The organism is Mycobacteroides abscessus ATCC 19977, from assembly GCF_000069185.1.
GTDB lineage: Bacteria > Actinomycetota > Actinomycetes > Mycobacteriales > Mycobacteriaceae > Mycobacterium > Mycobacterium abscessus.
The window spans coordinates 4122712-4137879 of the sequence record NC_010397.1 but is presented as its reverse complement, the minus strand read 5'-3'; the positions used below and the strand labels follow the sequence as shown (position 1 = coordinate 4137879).

The window sequence follows — 15168 nt, the reverse complement described above, 5'->3', positions numbered from 1 at the left end:
ATTCGGACAGCAACGTGACACGCCCCGGGTTCGCGTGCGAGGGGTTCGGGGCGCTCACTTGCTACGCCCGAGCGAATTCGCCCGCAGTGCTCCATGCTTCGCGTTCGGCGGCGTATGCCAGGCGCTGATGGTCTCGGAACTGGCCTATTGATGCCGCATTGTGGGCAAGGAACGCCGAATACCCCGCCATGGAGAACTCGCCCTCGGTGATGGTGATGCCGCCGTTACCGCGCCCGGTGGCCAGCTCATCGCGTAGCTCCAGGAGCTCCTCGCCGCTCACCGGGTACCAGTTGATCTGATCAAAGAAGCGCAGCAGCCACGGTGTTCCCGGCTCAAAAGCGCCCGCGTTGTCGGGGTGCTGATGGTTCCACACCTGCACGGTGCGTCCCACCAATTGGTACCCGCCCGGCCCCTCCATGCCGTAGATGCACAGGTACGCCCCGCCGATGCCGACCGCATTTTCCGGTGTCCAGGTGCGTGCCGGGTTGTATTTGGTGGTGACGAGCCGATGTCGTGGATCGACAGGCGTTGCGACGGGCGCACCCAGGTATACATCGCCCAGGCCCAGTACCAGGTATGAGGCGTCATAGACGGTGCGATGTACCTCGTCTACCGAATCCAAACCATTGATACGCCTGATGAATTCGATGTTCCATGGCATCCATGGGGCATCCGCGCGCACACCCAGGCGGTAGCGTTCCATGGCTTCACGGGCCGACGGATCGTCCCAGGACAGTGGCATGGCCACCCGGCGGCTCGGCACCACCAGCTCCTCGGAGGCGGGCAGATGCTCATCGATATCGTCGAGCAGCCCCAGCACCTTGCCCATGGGCAACCGGTCGGGATCGAAGTGCACCTGCAGTGACCGAATGCCCGGAGTCAGATCGATAATTCCAGTGGTGTGGGTGTCCTCGAGCCGTTGATGTAACGCGTGCACGCGGGCCCGCAACGCCAAATCCAGTGTCAGGTCCCCGTATTCGACCAGGATGTTGTCATCGCCGCTGCGCCGGTACGTCATCTCGGGTGCGTCGTCACGGGCCGGACGGTAGGCCAGCACGCCGTCGTCGCCGTCGCCCCGCGTCGAAAACACCGATGGCCAGTGCCCGCGCCGATCGATACCGATCGAGCGCAGCGAGGCGCTGCGAGAAGCCTCGATCCGGATGAATCGCACGGTGTCGCCCGCACGCAGCTGGCCCAGCTTCCAGCGGTCCGCGGACACCACCGTGACAGGGCAGACGAATCCGCCCAGGCTGGGGCCGTCGGGACCCAACAGAATCGGGGTGTCTCCGGTGAAGTCGAGTGTGCCCACCGAATAGGCGTTGTCGTGGATATTCGACGGGTGCAGCCCTGCTTCGCCACCGTCGGTGCGTGCCCAGTGGGGCTTGGGGCCGATGAGTCGCACCCCGGTGCGATCGGAGTTGAAATGCACTTCGTAATGCGTAGACAGCAGCTCGTCGATATCGCTACGGGTGAAAAAATCGGGAGCGCCGTGCGGCCCTTCGGTGACGGCGAGTTCCCAATGGTGACCGATCGCCGGCTGGGCGGCACCCGGAATGCATTGTGGCTCACCATCACGGGACTGGCCCAAGGTGAGCACATCACCGGTGGCCAGTGCGCGGCCCGCCGGACCGCCGAAGCCGCCGAGGGTGAACGTCGCGGCGCTGCCCAGAAATTGCGGAACAGCGATGCCACCGGCGATCAGGACATAGATCCGCATCCCGGTGTCCGTGGCAGCGCCCACGGCGAGGGTGCCGTCCGCGGGTACGGTGACGGCACGCCATTGGGGCACGGGGCGGCCGTTCACGGTCACCAGGGCCGGTGCACCGGCGACGCAGACCAAGGTCTCGGCGGTGAAATGCAGGGTAGGGCCGGCAAGCGTCGCTTCTAATCCCGGTGCGCCCTCGGGGTTTCCGACAGCACGATTGCCCAGACGGAACGAGAGGTCGTCCATCGGGCCTGACGGGGGCACACCCACCTGCCAGTATCCGGTGCGCCCCGGCCAATCCTGCACCGTTGTCAGCATGCCAGGCGCCGTCACTCTCACGGTGCTGTTGCTCATAGGCTTTCCACCACCATCCGGACCGGGGTGGGATCGAAGCCGTTACATGGGTTGTTGATCTGCGGGCAGTTCGATACCAGTACCAAGGTGTCGACCTCGGCGCGGAGCTTGATCTTCTTTCCGGGTGCCGAGAGGCCGTCGACGATGCCCAGGGTTCCATCGTCATCGACCGGCACATTCATGTAGAAGTTGATGTTGGACACCAGATCTCGCTTGCCCAGGCCCCACTTTGCGCCTTCGAGCAGAAAGTTCTCCACGCACGCGTGCTGATGCTTGGTGTGGTGCCCGTAGCGCAAGGTGTTCGATTCCTGGGAGCATGCGCCCCCGATGGTGTCGTGGCTGCCGACCTCATCCTCCACGATGGTCATCAACGGGCTGCCGTCCTCGGCGCGCAGCACTGTTCCGGCGCGCAGAAACAGATTCGATTGGGCGGCGATGGTTGCCTGGGCCGAGTAACGGACTCCGGTATCGGCCGCCGAGTACAACAGGGTGTCGACAGCCTGGTTGCCTTTCAGGTCGATGATGGTGAGCACGTCGCCGGCGGCGACCACGGTGCTCCACGGCGCACGGGCCGGAACAACCTCGTCCAATATGGTGCTGTCTTTCACTGCGTCTTTCCCGTCTGCGCGGCGGTCCATGCGTCTTCGGTATTGAGCACGGCGCGTTGATATTCCGGATCGGCGTTGGGAAGATCTGCCAGCTCGCCGAGCGTGGTCCACGCCAGTACCCGAACGGGGCCGGTGTCGAAGGTGTCCGATGGATCCAGGGGATGTGCGGTGTTGGCCAGGAGGGCGATGACGGGCAAGTGGATCAGCAGATCCACTTCGGCCCCGGGGCCTGCGGTGCCGGTACTGTGCAGTGCCCCATCGGCCGCGGCGCGAATACCGTGGAAGAAGGAGACCGACGGCCCGATATCACGTGGGGACAGCCCGTGCTTGGCGGCGGCCAGCGTGAACAGTTCTCGTCCGGCGGGGCTCGCTGAATAGAGTTCGCCTGCACCGTATTTGGCGGTATTTCCGGCCAGTGTGGTGGTTCCGCAGAAGGTGTCGTGGTGCCCGGAGCTGTCGGCGACGATGGTGGCCAGCACCCGCCCTTGATCTGACAGCAGCGGATGTCCGGCGCCCAGGTAGGCCTGCCACGGAACCTTGACGGTGTCGGCGACATTGAGCCGCTCCCACGGGGCGTCGGCCCGCAGTAGGACGATGTTCATACAGGCCGATCCGGTGATGTCGGTGAGTCGCAGCCGGGTACCGCGGCCGAGCACCTTGCTGGCGTATCGCCCGCCGGGGACGGTCTCCGCCCAGGTGAACGTCAGCGGGTCGATATCGCTGGGCGCCCAGGGCCATTCGGAAGCGGGTAGCACGGGCATCGAATCGGTGATCTGGCCTGCCTGTGCGCGGGCGTGCTCCCGTGCTCCCTTGGTGGTGGCGGTTGTCATCGGACGGTCTCCTCGGTGGTGGAAGCGGTGTGCCGCGGGTAGGCGACAAGCCCGGCGAGTAGCACCGCGATGATGCAGATCGGTGCCATCCACACCAGGTAGGGGTGCTCCCCGGTGGGGTCGAAGACCGCCGGGCGAGGCCAGGACAGATTGAGAATCATGAATGCGCCGTAGCCGACGGCCAGGATGTTGATCGGAAGTCCACATCGCCCGAGTGAAAACAGTTTTCGCCCGTCGGCATCGGTCTGGCCTAAATTGGCGTCCCATGTGCTTCCGCCGATGCCCAGGCGGCGCAACAGCAACGGCGTGGTGACCATCAGGTAGGCCAGGTAGATCAATGCGATGCAGACGCTGCACAGGCTGGTGAACAGTGCGGCATTGCCGAAGTTGACGGCCAGGATCAGCACGCAGCACACACCGACGACCACCGCGGGTGCGATCGGCGTACCGGTGCGCGGGTTCACGTGTGACAGCACGGCGGAGAAGGGCAGCTTGCCGTCGCGGGCCATCGAGAACATCAGCCGCGAGGCTGCGGTTTGGATGGCGAGTGTGCAGACGAACACGGCGATCGCGACATCGATGAGCAGCAGGGTGCCGAACGGGGACGCCAGCTTGCTGTCCAATACATACGGAAGGCCACCGGTGGCCAGCTGCCCATCGGTCAGACTGGGCGCTGCCATCAGAGCGCCCAGGATCATCAGGGCGCCGCCGATCGCCGACACGACGATCGCGGAGAGAATGGTGCGCGGCGCGACCCGGCGTGGGTTCCGGGTCTCCTCGGCGAGCTCACTGGCCGAACCGAATCCGACGAGCACGTACGCGGCCATGAGTCCGGCGGCCAGGAAGGCCCACGGATACCCGCTGCCCGCGTCGCCGGTGTGCAGCACCACGCTCGGACCGCGCTCGGCATGCCCGAACAACATGCCGACGACGGCGACCACACCGACGATCTCGCAGGTGACCCCGATGGAGTTGATCCGGGACATCCAGTTGACGCCGACGGCGTTGATGGCGGTGGTCGCGACCAAAAGCAACGAGCCCAGCAGCACGGCGTTGGACGCACCGCTCACGCTCGTCAGCGAGGAGTCCGTGCCGATGAGCTGAAAGCCACTCCACACTGTCGGCAACACCACCTGCAAGGCGATGGCCGCTGCCGACGCGGTGACGATCTGGGCGATGATCATGAACCAGCCGGCGAACCAGCCGACCGCTGCCCCGCCGAGACGACGGGCCCACTGATAGATGGCGCCGGAGATCGGATAGCGCGCGGCGAGCTCGGCGAAGTTGAGCGCCACCATGTATTGCCCGAGGAAGACGATGGGCCAGGTCCAGAAGAAGGCCGGACCTCCGAAGCTGAACCCGAATGCGAACAGCTGGAAGATCGTCGTCAGGATCGAGACGAACGAGAAGCCCGCGGCGAAGGAAGCGAATTTGCCAAGACTGCGATGCAGCTGAGGTTTGTAGCCGAACGCGGCGAGGTCGTCGGAGTCCGAGGCGGCGCTGATCGCGGCGGACGGTGCCGCGGTTCCGGTGGCCGTACTGGCGTTCATGGGCGCTCCAGGATCGCTCGTCGGGCAACGCTTTTTGTGCCCTGTGTGTCGTTGAAACCCACGCCTATGTGGGAAGAAATATCTGTCAGGCGATAGGTAAATAAGTTTGACGGGCGGCCGGTACGGGTGGGTGACACTGCCGTTTCAGAACAGCTGCGCGGTGTAACATTGTCGTTGCGCAGATGTCGGAGCGATGACGAAACGCTCACCGGATGGTGGCATGGCGACGTTGCCGAGGAATACATGGAAGGGTCGGCACAATGTCTGGGCGACCGCGGCGTATCAGTCCCATTCGTGAGGGCAACAGCACTCGCGACGAGATTCTCGACGCCTCGGCCGAGCTGTTCACCACTGATGGGTTCGCCGCAACCACTACCCGCCGTATCGCCGAGTCGGTCGGTATTCAGCAGGCCTCGCTGTACTACCACTTCAAGACCAAGGACGACATCCTCGATGCGCTGCTGGCGATGACGATCGATCAGCCGCTGCACTACGCGGCCCTGATCGCCGATCGCCCGGAGGCGCCGGTGGTGCGCCTGTATGCGCTGGCACTGGGGGACGCCGCGCAGCTGGCCGCGAGCCGGTGGAATTTGGGGGCTCTGTATCTATTACCGGATCTGCGCGCCGAGCGGTTCTCGGCGTTCAGGCGCAAGCGGGACCAACTGCGCACGCACTACCAGGAGCTGGCGGCGGCCGCTTGCCGTGCGAGCATGCTCCGCGCTGGAGTGGAGCGCCTGCCCTTCCGGCTCGTGGAGTCGGTGATTATGCTGCGGGCGGACGGGGATTCGATAGCCCCGGAGGCGTTGGCCGACGCGACCTTGCGTGTCGTGGGGGTGACCGGGGATGCTGGAGAGATCGAGGGGGCGGCACGGGTGCTGCTAGGGCAGTTGGGCTGGCCGGTAGCCATTCCTAAGAGGTAGGCACAGCACGTCGTGCTAGGGTGCCGTCCAGTACAAGGTAGCCGATGTTGATGGGAATTAGGTGCTCCAATAAATGTCCGATCTGAAGCCGTACTACGAGGAATCTCAGTCCATCTACGACATTTCGGACGAATTCTACGGACTTTTCCTTGACGAAGAAACGATGGGCTACACGTGCGCCTACTTTGAGCGCGATGATTTGACGCTCGCCGAGGCCCAGATCGCCAAGTTCGACCTCGCGCTCGGCAAGCTCAACCTGGAGCCCGGCATGACAGTGCTGGACATCGGCTGTGGCTGGGGTGCTTGCCTGGACCGCGCGATGCGTAAATTCGATGTCAACGTCATCGGCATCACGCTGAGTAAGAATCAGAGTGAATACAGCCGTAAGCGACTGGCGCAGGTGGCCGCGGAGACCGGCCGCTCAGCGGAAATTCGCATGCAGGGTTGGGAAGAATTCAACGACAAAGTCGACCGAATTGTCACGATTGGCGCATTCGAAGCTTTCAAGCAGGAGCGGTACCCGATTTTCTTTGAGCGGGCGTACGACATTCTTCCCAATGACGGACGTATGTTGCTGCATACCATTCTTGCGCACACTCAGCAGTTCTTCCGTGAAAATGGAATTGCAATTACCATTAGCGACCTCAAATTCATGAAGTTTATCGGCGAGGAGATCTTCCCCGGTGGCCAGTTGCCGGCGGTAGAGGACATCGAGAAGCTTGCTGCTGATTCGGGGTTCAACCTTGAGCGTGTGCATTTGCTGCAGCCGCATTACGCGAAGACTTTGGACATCTGGGCTCAGAATCTTGAACAGCGGCGCGAGGAAGCGATCGCCATTCAGTCGCAAGAGGTTTACGACCGCTTCATGAAGTACCTGACCGGCTGCGCGGATTTCTTCCGTCGTGGCGTCACCAATGTGGGTCAGTTCACACTCGTCAAATAACGAGACTTAACAGGGCGACGCCGTCTCACGCTTGCGCGAGGCGGCGTTTCTGTTCTTCGATATCGAAATCAGCTGGTGGCCACGAGAGATTTAGGCCATCCAGCGTTTCGTCGAGAAGTGCGGTGACCGCCAGCCTGCTGTACCACTTGCGATCACACGGTATGACATACCAGGGGGCATGCGCTGTGCTCGTCTTCTCCAGTACCGCCTGGTACGCGTCCTGGTAGGCGGGCCAGAACGCGCGCTCGTCAATGTCGTTGGGATTGAACTTCCAGTATTTGTCCGGACGGTCCAGCCGCTCGGCCAGGCGCCGCTTCTGCTCGTCGAGTGACACCACCAGGACGACCTTGAGGATGGTGGTCCCGGCTTCTGTCAGCTCCTTCTCGAAGGGGTTGATCTCCTCGTAGCGTGCTCCCCACACCTCTGGCGCCACCAGATTGTGCACCCGCACCACCAGCACATCCTCGTAGTGTGACCGGTCGAAGACACCCAGTTGCCCGCCGGACGGCAGCGCATTGCGGATCCGCCACAGGTAGTGATGCTTGCGCTCATCCTCGGTGGGCACACCAAAACTCGCATGCGCCATTCCCTGTGGATCTACTTGTCCGACAACATGTTTGACGATTCCGCCCTTGCCTGAAGTGTCCATGCCCTGCAGCACCAGCAGCACCGAGCGGTGGTCTCCGCTGCGCCCATTGGCGTAGAGCATCTCCTGCAACAGGCCCAGGCGTCCAGACAATTCCGCCTGCAACGCCTCGCCGTCCTCGCGCGAGCCGTCGAAGCCCGGAGTGGCACGCGAATCGACATCGGCGAAGGTGAGGCCGGGGCGGTAGCGCAGAGCGGACGTATCGAACTTCTGGGTCATGGCCTGTGACCCTAGCGAGGTCGACCTACGCCGAATGGGTTTGACGCGTTTGTGGTGGGGGCGGAATGGGCGAGGGGTGCACCATGTCCACGAACTTCTCACGGGAGCCGCCGACGTCCACGATGCCCAGCAGCGCGTTCCAGGCGATCATCGTCAGGTAGTCGATGAGCTCATCGGAGCTCATCCGGGGATGTGACATCCAGGAGTGGGTGGCCAGCTGGACGCCACCCACGATCATGTACGCCCACGGTTCAACACCGTGGGTATCCATGCCGGCTTCGTGCATGCGGCGGCGCAGCATGAGGGCAAGCATCCGGGCGATGATCCGTTCGGAATCGGCGATGGCCTTGCTGCGGCTCGCCGAGCTGTTGGCCATGACGAACGGATAGATCTCCGGCTCGGCCGCCACGGTTTCGACGTATACCTTGATGACCGTCCGGGTGAGGTCGTAGCCATCCAGCCGGGCGGACAGGGCCGCCGCCATCTTGGGGATCAGGGTGGTCTGCGCGAAGCGCGTCATGACGGCTGTCGTCAGGTCGTTCTTGTCGACGAAGTAGCGGTAGAGCACCGTCTTGGAAACGCCTATATCGGAGGCGATCTCATCCATGCTGATATCGCGTCCTCGATGCCTGATGGCATCGAGCGTGCCGTCTACGAGTTCGGTACGCCGTTCCACCTTGTGCTTATGCCAGCGGCGCTTACGACCATCAGTCTTGATAGCCGCAGGCTGCGTTTTACTTGCCACGGTTATCGCCACATTCCCTTAGTTATCTGTAACCGATACTACTGGACGGGGACCTTGGGGGTGCGTAATGCGCCCCATGCCGGATGATGGATACGTGGCAGGCAAGCACAGCGATCAGCCGGGCGCGCGGAAAGCATCCGGTGGTGTCTTCGCGATGGGCAATTCGGCCGTCGACGAGCAGCGCCGGAAGCAACTTCGCCGAATGAAAGCCGTGGCCACGGGGTTCCTGATCGGGGCCACCGTGCTCTTCCTGGCATGCCGTTGGTGGCAGTCGGTCGGTGCGCCGGGCTGGGTAGGTTATGTCGGAGCGGCCGCTGAGGCGGGCATGGTCGGTGCGCTTGCAGACTGGTTTGCTGTAACTGCCTTGTTCCGGCATCCGCTTGGGCTAAAGATTCCGCATACAGCGATCATCAAGCGCAAGAAAGATCAGTTGGGTGAGGGGCTCGGGAACTTCGTTCGGGAGAACTTCATGTCGCCCGCCGTCATCTCGGCCAAAGTGCGGGATGCGCAGATTGCGGGTCGGCTGGGCAAGTGGATGAGCGACCGGTCGCATGCTGAGCGGGTCGCCGCCGAGGCTTCCACGGTGCTTCGGGTGGGTGCTCAGATGCTGCGCGACGAGGACGTGCAACAGGCCATAGACAGCGTCATCGTGCGCAGGATCGCCGAGCCCAAATGGGGGCCGCCGGTGGGCCGGGTGCTCTCGACGGTCCTCAAGGAGGACCGGCATGCGCCCGTGATCCAGCTGCTGTGCGACCGTGCCTTCGAGTGGGCACTGGGCGCCAGCGACACCATCGACCGTGTGGTGGTGCGTGACTCGCCCAGCTGGACGCCCAAGTTCGTCGACCACTTCGTTGGTGACCGCATCTATCGCGAGCTGGTGGACTTCACCGACAAGGTGCGCCGCAATCCCGAGCACGACCTGCGGCAATCGGTGAACAGACTGCTGTATGAGTTCGCCGACGACCTGCAACATGACGACCTGACCATCGCCAAGGCCGAAGCCGTCAAGGCGCGGTTGATGGCGCGTGCGGAAGTCCAGAACGCAGCCGCGACCGCGTGGTCGGCCGCCAAGAAGATGATCACCGAATCGGTTGACGATCCGTCCAGTGAGCTGCGCACACGGATCGCCGACACTGTGGTGCGCATCGGTGAGACGCTACGTGACGACGCCAGCGTCCGAGACAAGGTGGACGGCTGGGTGGAACGGGCGGCGCGTCATCTCGTCGATCAATACGGCGCCGAGATCACCGCCGTCATCACCGAGACCATCGAGCGTTGGGACGCCGATGAGGCCAGTCGCCGGATCGAATTGCATGTCGGTCGTGACCTGCAGTTCATTCGTATCAACGGCACGGTGGTGGGTTCGCTGGCGGGTTTGATCATCTATACCGTGGCTCAGCTGCTCTTCTAAAAAGGCCCTGACCCGCGTATTCCCGCGCCGGAGTGAGTTGCCCCACATCGCTAACAGAAGTGCTTGCAATAGCTAGCACTGCAGCTTACGGTGGTTGTTATGCCGCAGGAATCAGACCTCGCCACGGCGGTGAGCAACGCCGCTTCCGATATTGGAGGCTTTATCCGGGCGCAGCGTGAGGCCGCGCAGGTCTCCGTGCGCCAGCTGGCCGAAAAGGCCGGCGTGAGCAACCCGTATCTCAGTCAGATCGAGCGCGGACTGCGCCGTCCGTCGGCTGAGGTACTCAATCAAATCGCAAAGGCGCTAAGGGTTTCGGCGGAGGTGCTGTACGTGCGTGCCGGCATTTTGGATCGTAGTGATGCCAGCCCGGTACGGGACGCCATCATTGCCGATACCTTCATCACCGAGCGGCAGAAGCAGGTGTTGTTGGACGTCTATAGCTCGTTCGTCCAGCAAAACGCTGAAGCCCAGTCGGATGTGGCTGAGTCCGACCTCGAACTCCCGGCGACAACTGAATAACTTTCCCCTCCCCGAAAGGAATCTGGCATGACCAAGAAGAACACCTCGTTCGACGACCTCAAAACCCCGTTCTACGTGGCCGTTGGCGCCGGTGACCTGGCCCTCGCCGCCGTTGCCGACGTCGTCGTGAAGCTGCGCGAGCGCGCCGAGGAAGCTGCCTCTGAGGCCGGCGCCCGCGTGGACGAGACCCGCGACCGCCTGCGCGAGCTGTCGGCCGAGCTGCCCACCGACGTCAACGAGCTGCGCGACCGGTTCACCCCCGAGGAGCTGCGCAAGGTGGCCGAGGCCTACCTGCAGGTGGCCACCGACATCTACAACAACCTGGCCGAGCGCGGCGAAGAGGCCATCGAGCGTCTCCGCAGCACCCCCGGCATCGAGGAGAACGTGACCCGTGCCGAGGGGCTGGTCGGCAACTATGCCGAACTGACCGAGCAAGCGCTGGGCACTGTCGCGAGCCAGACCCGGGCCGTGGGCGAGCGTGCGGCCAAGCTGGTCGGTATCGACCTCTCGGGCAAGGCCACTCCGGCCAAGAAGGCCGCCCCGGCCAAGAAGGCCCCCGCCAAAAAGGCTGCCCCGGCCAAGAAGGCTGCGCCGGCGAAGGCTGCTGCCAAGAAGGCCGCCCCGGCCAAGAAGGCTCCGGCCAAGAAGGCCGCGCCCCGCACCGTCACCCAGAAGTAGGCAGTTCCAGCTCCAACAGCCACCCGGTCAGCCACGTAGGCTGACCGGGTGGCTTTTTCCTTTCATGTCTTCGCGTTGATCTCGCTGATCACCCTGATCGCGGCGATCGTTGCGCTGGTCCATGCCGCGATTCAGCCGGCGGATGCGTTTGTGGCGGCTGAGAAGCAGACCAAGACCACGTGGGTAGTCATCCTCGCCGGAGCTGCCGTACTCACCCTGATCCCGGGGCTGGAGCTGTTAACCGCCGGAATTGCCGCGGTGGCGGCGGGTGTGTACTTCGTCGATGTCCGTCCACGGGTGCTTGAAGTGCAGGGCAAGTCGCGGTGACGAGCATGTTGCGCGCAAAACGTTGACATCGCGGCGGGTAACGGCGGTGGCCGCCGCGATGACCGCGCTGTTGGTGGTGAACGCGGTGCCCGCGGCGGCGGTCGAGCCACCTCTTATCGACCATGTGTCTTGGGGCACAACATCTTTGGGCCGCACCCTGCGCATCTATCCGACGCCGCTGGGCCGTACCTATGACGCACCCGACGCCGTGGATGTCGCGTGGGCAGAGGTTGTCGCGCTGGCGCCCGACGCGCAGACACCGGGTATGCGGATGCAGTTTGACTGCCATTGGTACGGGCGGGTGTTCATTCCGGACAAACCCAGCTGGAACCTCGAGCCGTGGCGTCCTCAAGTGGACGGGGCCTTGATGGCGGCCTCGCAATGCAACCCGGGTGGGCCCGAAATCTAGGGTGCCGAATCGCTCGGGTACGAGCGACGAATTGCAGGTTTGGGCGCACTCGCAGATATCGCACCGCACGCGCAGGCAAATTGCGCTGTGATGCGCATCAATTTCCCTACGGAATTACAAAGATGTAATTCTGCTGAGACCACCGGTTTATCTGCGTGTTATTGGCGGGAGTAAGAAATCACTAAAGCCTCAGACAGCCCAATGGCAACTTTTCTTACCATTCTCCGCTTGCGTAACGCACACCTCGTGAGTAACGATTACAACAGTGATCACAATCTGATCACGACCGGCGTGGCAGGTGGCTCATGACGTACCGCACGACCTCGCCGGGGGATAGAGGATCGGGGTGCAGTGACATGAAGATCGTCATGGACCGGGCACGGTGGGTGCGCGACAGGCGTGCGGTGTGTCTGATCTTCACTGTGTTGTTCATGATGTCGCTGTCCATGACCGCGAGTGTCGCGTCCGCCGACTCCATGAATTGGGATGCTGTTGCCGAATGTGAGTCCGGCGGAAACTGGTCGGCAAATACCGGAAACGGCTTCTACGGCGGCCTGCAATTCAAGCCGTCCACCTGGGCGGCTCACGGCGGAGTCGGAAATCCCGCCGAAGCCAGCCGGGAAGAACAGATCGCCGTCGCCGAGGACGTCCTCAGGACACAGGGGCCCGGAGCGTGGCCCAAATGTGGTGGCGGCGGTATCGGCGGAGGGGCCGGATGCCAATTCGTGCCGGGCGGCAGCATCTTCGGGATCGTCAACTTCCGGCAGATGTGCAACGGCGTCATGGGCCTGATTCCCCCTGCCGGCTAGCCGGGTGGGAAGAGCGCATTCGCGTCCCCATAGGAGAGTGCGTGCGTCGCGAATCCAAAGGTGCCCTGCTGCGCCAGCTCGCGTGCGCCCCCGACAAATGCCCCCAGTGCCGCGCGTGCCATCGCGGAGCCCAGACTGATTCGCCGCACCCCCCACTCCGCGATCTCCCCGACAGAGTGATTCAGCACGAACCCGGTGGCGAGCAGATTGACCGGGCGATCCACCGCGGCACACACCGTGCGGACGGCCTCCGCGTCGGGTAAGCCCGGTGCGTACACCACATCGGCACCGGCCTCCGCATATGCGTTCAGCCGGGTGATGGTGTCCGTCAGGTCCGGTCTGCCGTAGAGGAAGTTCTCGGCGCGCGCGGTCAAGGTGAACGGAAACGGTAGGTCACGTGTTGTGTGCGCCGCGGCGGTGATGCGATCGACCGCCTCGGCCAGCGGGAAGATCGGTGCGTCGGGTCGTCCGGTGGCGTCCTCGATCGACCCGCCGACAAGCCCCGAGGCCGCCGCTTCCCGAATGGTCATCGCGATGTCCCCGATGGTGGGACCACCGTTCTCCAAATCGGCCGATACAGGCAGATGTGTGGCCGCTGCGATCTGCGCGGCGTTGGCCAGCGTCTCGGCCTGGCCGATCAGATTGGCGCTGTCGCGTCGTCCCAGCGCGAAGGCCAGCCCGGCACTGGTCGTGGCCAATGCGGGGAAGCCATAGGCAGTGAGAATCCGGGCCGTCCCGGCATCCCACGGATTGGGGACCACGAACGTCCCGGACTGGTGGAGGGCCGCGAACGTGACCGCACGCTCATGTTGGGAAGTCATGTATGCGACGCTAGCCCTATGACGGAGCCCAGGACGGATTCGGTAGGCACACCGGCGGTTTGGCCGACACGCAGGGAAGTGGCCGCACTCATCGACCACACCCTGCTCAAGCCCGAGGCCACGCCCGAGGACGTGCGGGCGCTCGTTGCGGAGGCGGTAGATCTGGGCGTGCTCGCGGTGTGCGTGTCGCCGTCGATGCTGCCCGTGCTCCTACCCGAAGGCGTCGAGAGACTGCTCGTCGCTGGGGTGGTGGGATTCCCGTCCGGCAAACATCTTTCGTCTGTCAAGGCGCATGAGGCCGCGCTGGCGGTCGCCGCCGGCGCACACGAGATCGACATGGTGATCGACGTGGGTGCCGCGGTGGGCGGCGATTTCGGGGCGGTGCAGGGCGATATCGAGGCGGTCCGGCGGGCGGTCCCGGCGGCGACCCTCAAGGTCATCATCGAGTCTGCCGCGCTGCTGGAGCGTTCGGGCCCCGAGGCCGTCCGTGCGGCCTGCCGGGCCAGCGAGGCTGCCGGTGCGGATTTCGTGAAGACCTCCACCGGATTTCACCCGGCTGGGGGAGCGACGGTGGAGGCCGTCCGAATCATGGCCGAGACCGTCGGCGACCGGCTTCAGGTGAAGGCGAGCGGCGGAATCCGGACCGCACGGGACGCTGCCGCCATGCTCGAGGCCGGCGCCACCCGGTTAGGCCTGTCGGGTAGCAGGATCGTTCTGGACGGCTTCGCCGACTAGAACGACAGATTCTGCAGGCACGGCTCGTTGGTCGGCTTCATCGGCTGATTGGTGCTCGACAACTTCACCGTGATGCCGTCATTGGTCACCTTCACCTCTTGGGCCTTGAGCCCCATCGGGTATTGACCGCCGACAAGGCCCTTGGAGAAGGTGTCGAGCGCCGGCTGGATGATCTCGCGGGGAAGCCCGATGAACGCCGAGACATTCTCGGATTGCAGTGTCACCATGCCGTCCTTGATGACGGGTTTGGTGGTGATCTGTGCCAGTCCGCCGGCGGCGCTCAGCGTCACCTCGCCGGTCGACTCGTTCGTGGTGGCGTCGCCGACCATCGAGCCGAGCATGCCCGGCACCAGGGCGCGAGCGCTCTCGGTGATGCCGGCGGTTGGCCAGGAGACCTCGACATCGAGGCGGCCGATGGTGCCGAGTGAGTCGGCTGTCTTCTTCAGTGAGACGTCGCGCACGGTGATGGCGACGGTCATCTTCTTGGCCTGTGCGATCTGGTTGCCGGCTGTCTTGATGGTGAGCTTGTCGATGTGATCGCCGAGATACTGCAGTACCAGCGGCATCGGGCCGAAGGATGCGGTCGCGCCGTCCTGCACCAGGCACGAGGTAGCAGCATTGACTTCGCTGCTGGTGCGCTGGCGCGCGTACAGCTCGATGCCCAGCACGGCGGCCAGGGCTACGGCGACGACGATGACGGCGATGAGCACCAGCGACTTGTAGTCGCGGCCCTTCCGGGGGGAGACGGGCTCGGGTGCTGCGGCGGGCTCGCCGGGCGGCGGTCCGACCGGGGGCGGCGGCGGTGCCACGGGGTTCTGCAGGGTCGGCGCCTGCTCGTGCGCCGGGGGCGGAACCTGCTGGGCGGGCGGCTGCCAGGGAGAAGGCTCGGGAGGTGTCGATCCGGATGGGCCGGGCGGCGGCTGAGGCGGTGTCGTCACC

Annotated in this window: 17 protein-coding genes; 9 read left to right on the top strand and 8 right to left on the bottom strand. The window is 64.1% G+C overall.

The features are described 5' to 3' along the window. Positions 1-61: 61 nt before the first annotated feature. From MAB_RS20750 to MAB_RS20735, 4 genes are read right to left on the bottom strand one after another with little or no spacing between them, the layout of a single operon-like run. The gene (locus MAB_RS20750) at positions 62-2059 is read right to left on the bottom strand and encodes a 5-oxoprolinase/urea amidolyase family protein (RefSeq protein WP_012296727.1); all 1998 of its coding nucleotides are present in this window, start codon (positions 2057-2059) and stop codon (positions 62-64) included. Further along, positions 2056-2667, bottom strand: coding sequence for an urea amidolyase associated protein UAAP2 (locus MAB_RS20745; RefSeq protein WP_005062134.1), 612 nt, complete (start codon positions 2665-2667; stop codon positions 2056-2058). Before MAB_RS20745 ends, MAB_RS20750 begins: the two co-directional genes overlap by 4 nt. Then, positions 2664-3497, bottom strand: a complete 834-nt coding sequence (locus MAB_RS20740) for an urea amidolyase associated protein UAAP1 (protein ID WP_005112200.1) — start codon at positions 3495-3497, stop codon at positions 2664-2666. Before MAB_RS20740 ends, MAB_RS20745 begins: the two co-directional genes overlap by 4 nt. Then, positions 3494-5047 carry an amino acid permease gene (locus MAB_RS20735; protein WP_005077940.1) on the bottom strand — a complete coding sequence of 518 codons (1554 nt, stop codon included), beginning with the start codon at positions 5045-5047 and terminating at the stop codon, positions 3494-3496. Before MAB_RS20735 ends, MAB_RS20740 begins: the two co-directional genes overlap by 4 nt. Before the next feature lie 260 nt (positions 5048-5307). Between MAB_RS20735 and MAB_RS20730 the strand changes: the two genes are divergently transcribed. Both MAB_RS20730 and MAB_RS20725 read left to right on the top strand, forming a co-directional pair. Beyond that, complete coding sequence (locus MAB_RS20730) at positions 5308-5967, top strand: TetR/AcrR family transcriptional regulator (RefSeq protein ID WP_005085940.1); 660 nt, start codon at positions 5308-5310, stop codon at positions 5965-5967. 73 nt (positions 5968-6040) lie between these two features. Beyond that, entirely contained in the window at positions 6041-6910 is an 870-nt protein-coding gene (locus MAB_RS20725; protein WP_005086324.1) for a cyclopropane mycolic acid synthase family methyltransferase, read from the top strand. A 25-nt stretch (positions 6911-6935) separates the two neighbouring features. Here the strand turns inward: MAB_RS20725 and MAB_RS20720 are convergent, their stop codons facing one another. Continuing rightward, entirely contained in the window at positions 6936-7775 is an 840-nt protein-coding gene (locus MAB_RS20720; protein ID WP_005112196.1) for a polyphosphate kinase 2 family protein, read from the bottom strand. Positions 7776-7800: 25 nt separating this feature from the next. Next, positions 7801-8520 carry a TetR/AcrR family transcriptional regulator gene (locus MAB_RS20715; RefSeq protein WP_005086261.1) on the bottom strand — a complete coding sequence of 240 codons (720 nt, stop codon included), beginning with the start codon at positions 8518-8520 and terminating at the stop codon, positions 7801-7803. A gap of 67 nt (positions 8521-8587) precedes the next feature. Here MAB_RS20715 and MAB_RS20710 point away from each other — a divergent pair, with 67 nt between their 5' ends. The 6 genes from MAB_RS20710 to MAB_RS20685 all read left to right on the top strand — a co-directional run bounded on the left by MAB_RS20710 (position 8588) and on the right by MAB_RS20685 (position 12673). Beyond that, on the top strand, positions 8588-9931 hold the full coding sequence (locus MAB_RS20710) for a DUF445 domain-containing protein (RefSeq protein WP_005115426.1): 1344 nt from the start codon (positions 8588-8590) through the stop codon (positions 9929-9931). Positions 9932-10030: 99 nt separating this feature from the next. After that, positions 10031-10450, top strand: coding sequence for a helix-turn-helix domain-containing protein (locus tag MAB_RS20705; RefSeq protein WP_005062114.1), 420 nt, complete (start codon positions 10031-10033; stop codon positions 10448-10450). A 27-nt stretch (positions 10451-10477) separates the two neighbouring features. Next, positions 10478-11128 (top strand): heparin-binding hemagglutinin, encoded by a 651-nt coding sequence (locus MAB_RS20700; RefSeq protein ID WP_005085945.1) that lies wholly within the window; start codon positions 10478-10480, stop codon positions 11126-11128. A gap of 48 nt (positions 11129-11176) precedes the next feature. Continuing rightward, positions 11177-11455 carry a DUF2516 family protein gene (locus MAB_RS20695; RefSeq protein ID WP_005062110.1) on the top strand — a complete coding sequence of 93 codons (279 nt, stop codon included), beginning with the start codon at positions 11177-11179 and terminating at the stop codon, positions 11453-11455. Between the two features lie 46 nt (positions 11456-11501). Then, positions 11502-11864 (top strand): DUF2599 domain-containing protein, encoded by a 363-nt coding sequence (locus MAB_RS20690; RefSeq protein ID WP_005112192.1) that lies wholly within the window; start codon positions 11502-11504, stop codon positions 11862-11864. Positions 11865-12220: 356 nt separating this feature from the next. Continuing rightward, positions 12221-12673, top strand: a complete 453-nt coding sequence (locus MAB_RS20685; RefSeq protein WP_005062106.1) for a transglycosylase family protein — start codon at positions 12221-12223, stop codon at positions 12671-12673. Here MAB_RS20685 and MAB_RS20680 read toward each other — a convergent pair. Beyond that, complete coding sequence (locus MAB_RS20680) at positions 12670-13494, bottom strand: isocitrate lyase/PEP mutase family protein (RefSeq protein WP_005114681.1); 825 nt, start codon at positions 13492-13494, stop codon at positions 12670-12672. The two genes, MAB_RS20685 and MAB_RS20680, sit on opposite strands and share 4 nt — an antisense overlap. An 18-nt stretch (positions 13495-13512) precedes the next feature. On the opposite strand from MAB_RS20680, the gene deoC reads away from it, so the two are divergent. After that, a complete protein-coding gene (deoC, locus tag MAB_RS20675) occupies positions 13513-14229 on the top strand; it encodes a deoxyribose-phosphate aldolase (protein WP_049234098.1) in 717 nt (238 codons plus the stop codon). Here deoC and MAB_RS20670 read toward each other — a convergent pair. Next, positions 14226-15167: an LmeA family phospholipid-binding protein gene (locus MAB_RS20670; protein WP_005112188.1), complete on the bottom strand. Its 942-nt coding sequence runs from the start codon at positions 15165-15167 to the stop codon at positions 14226-14228. The genes deoC and MAB_RS20670 overlap by 4 nt on opposite strands. Position 15168 lies beyond the last annotated feature (1 nt).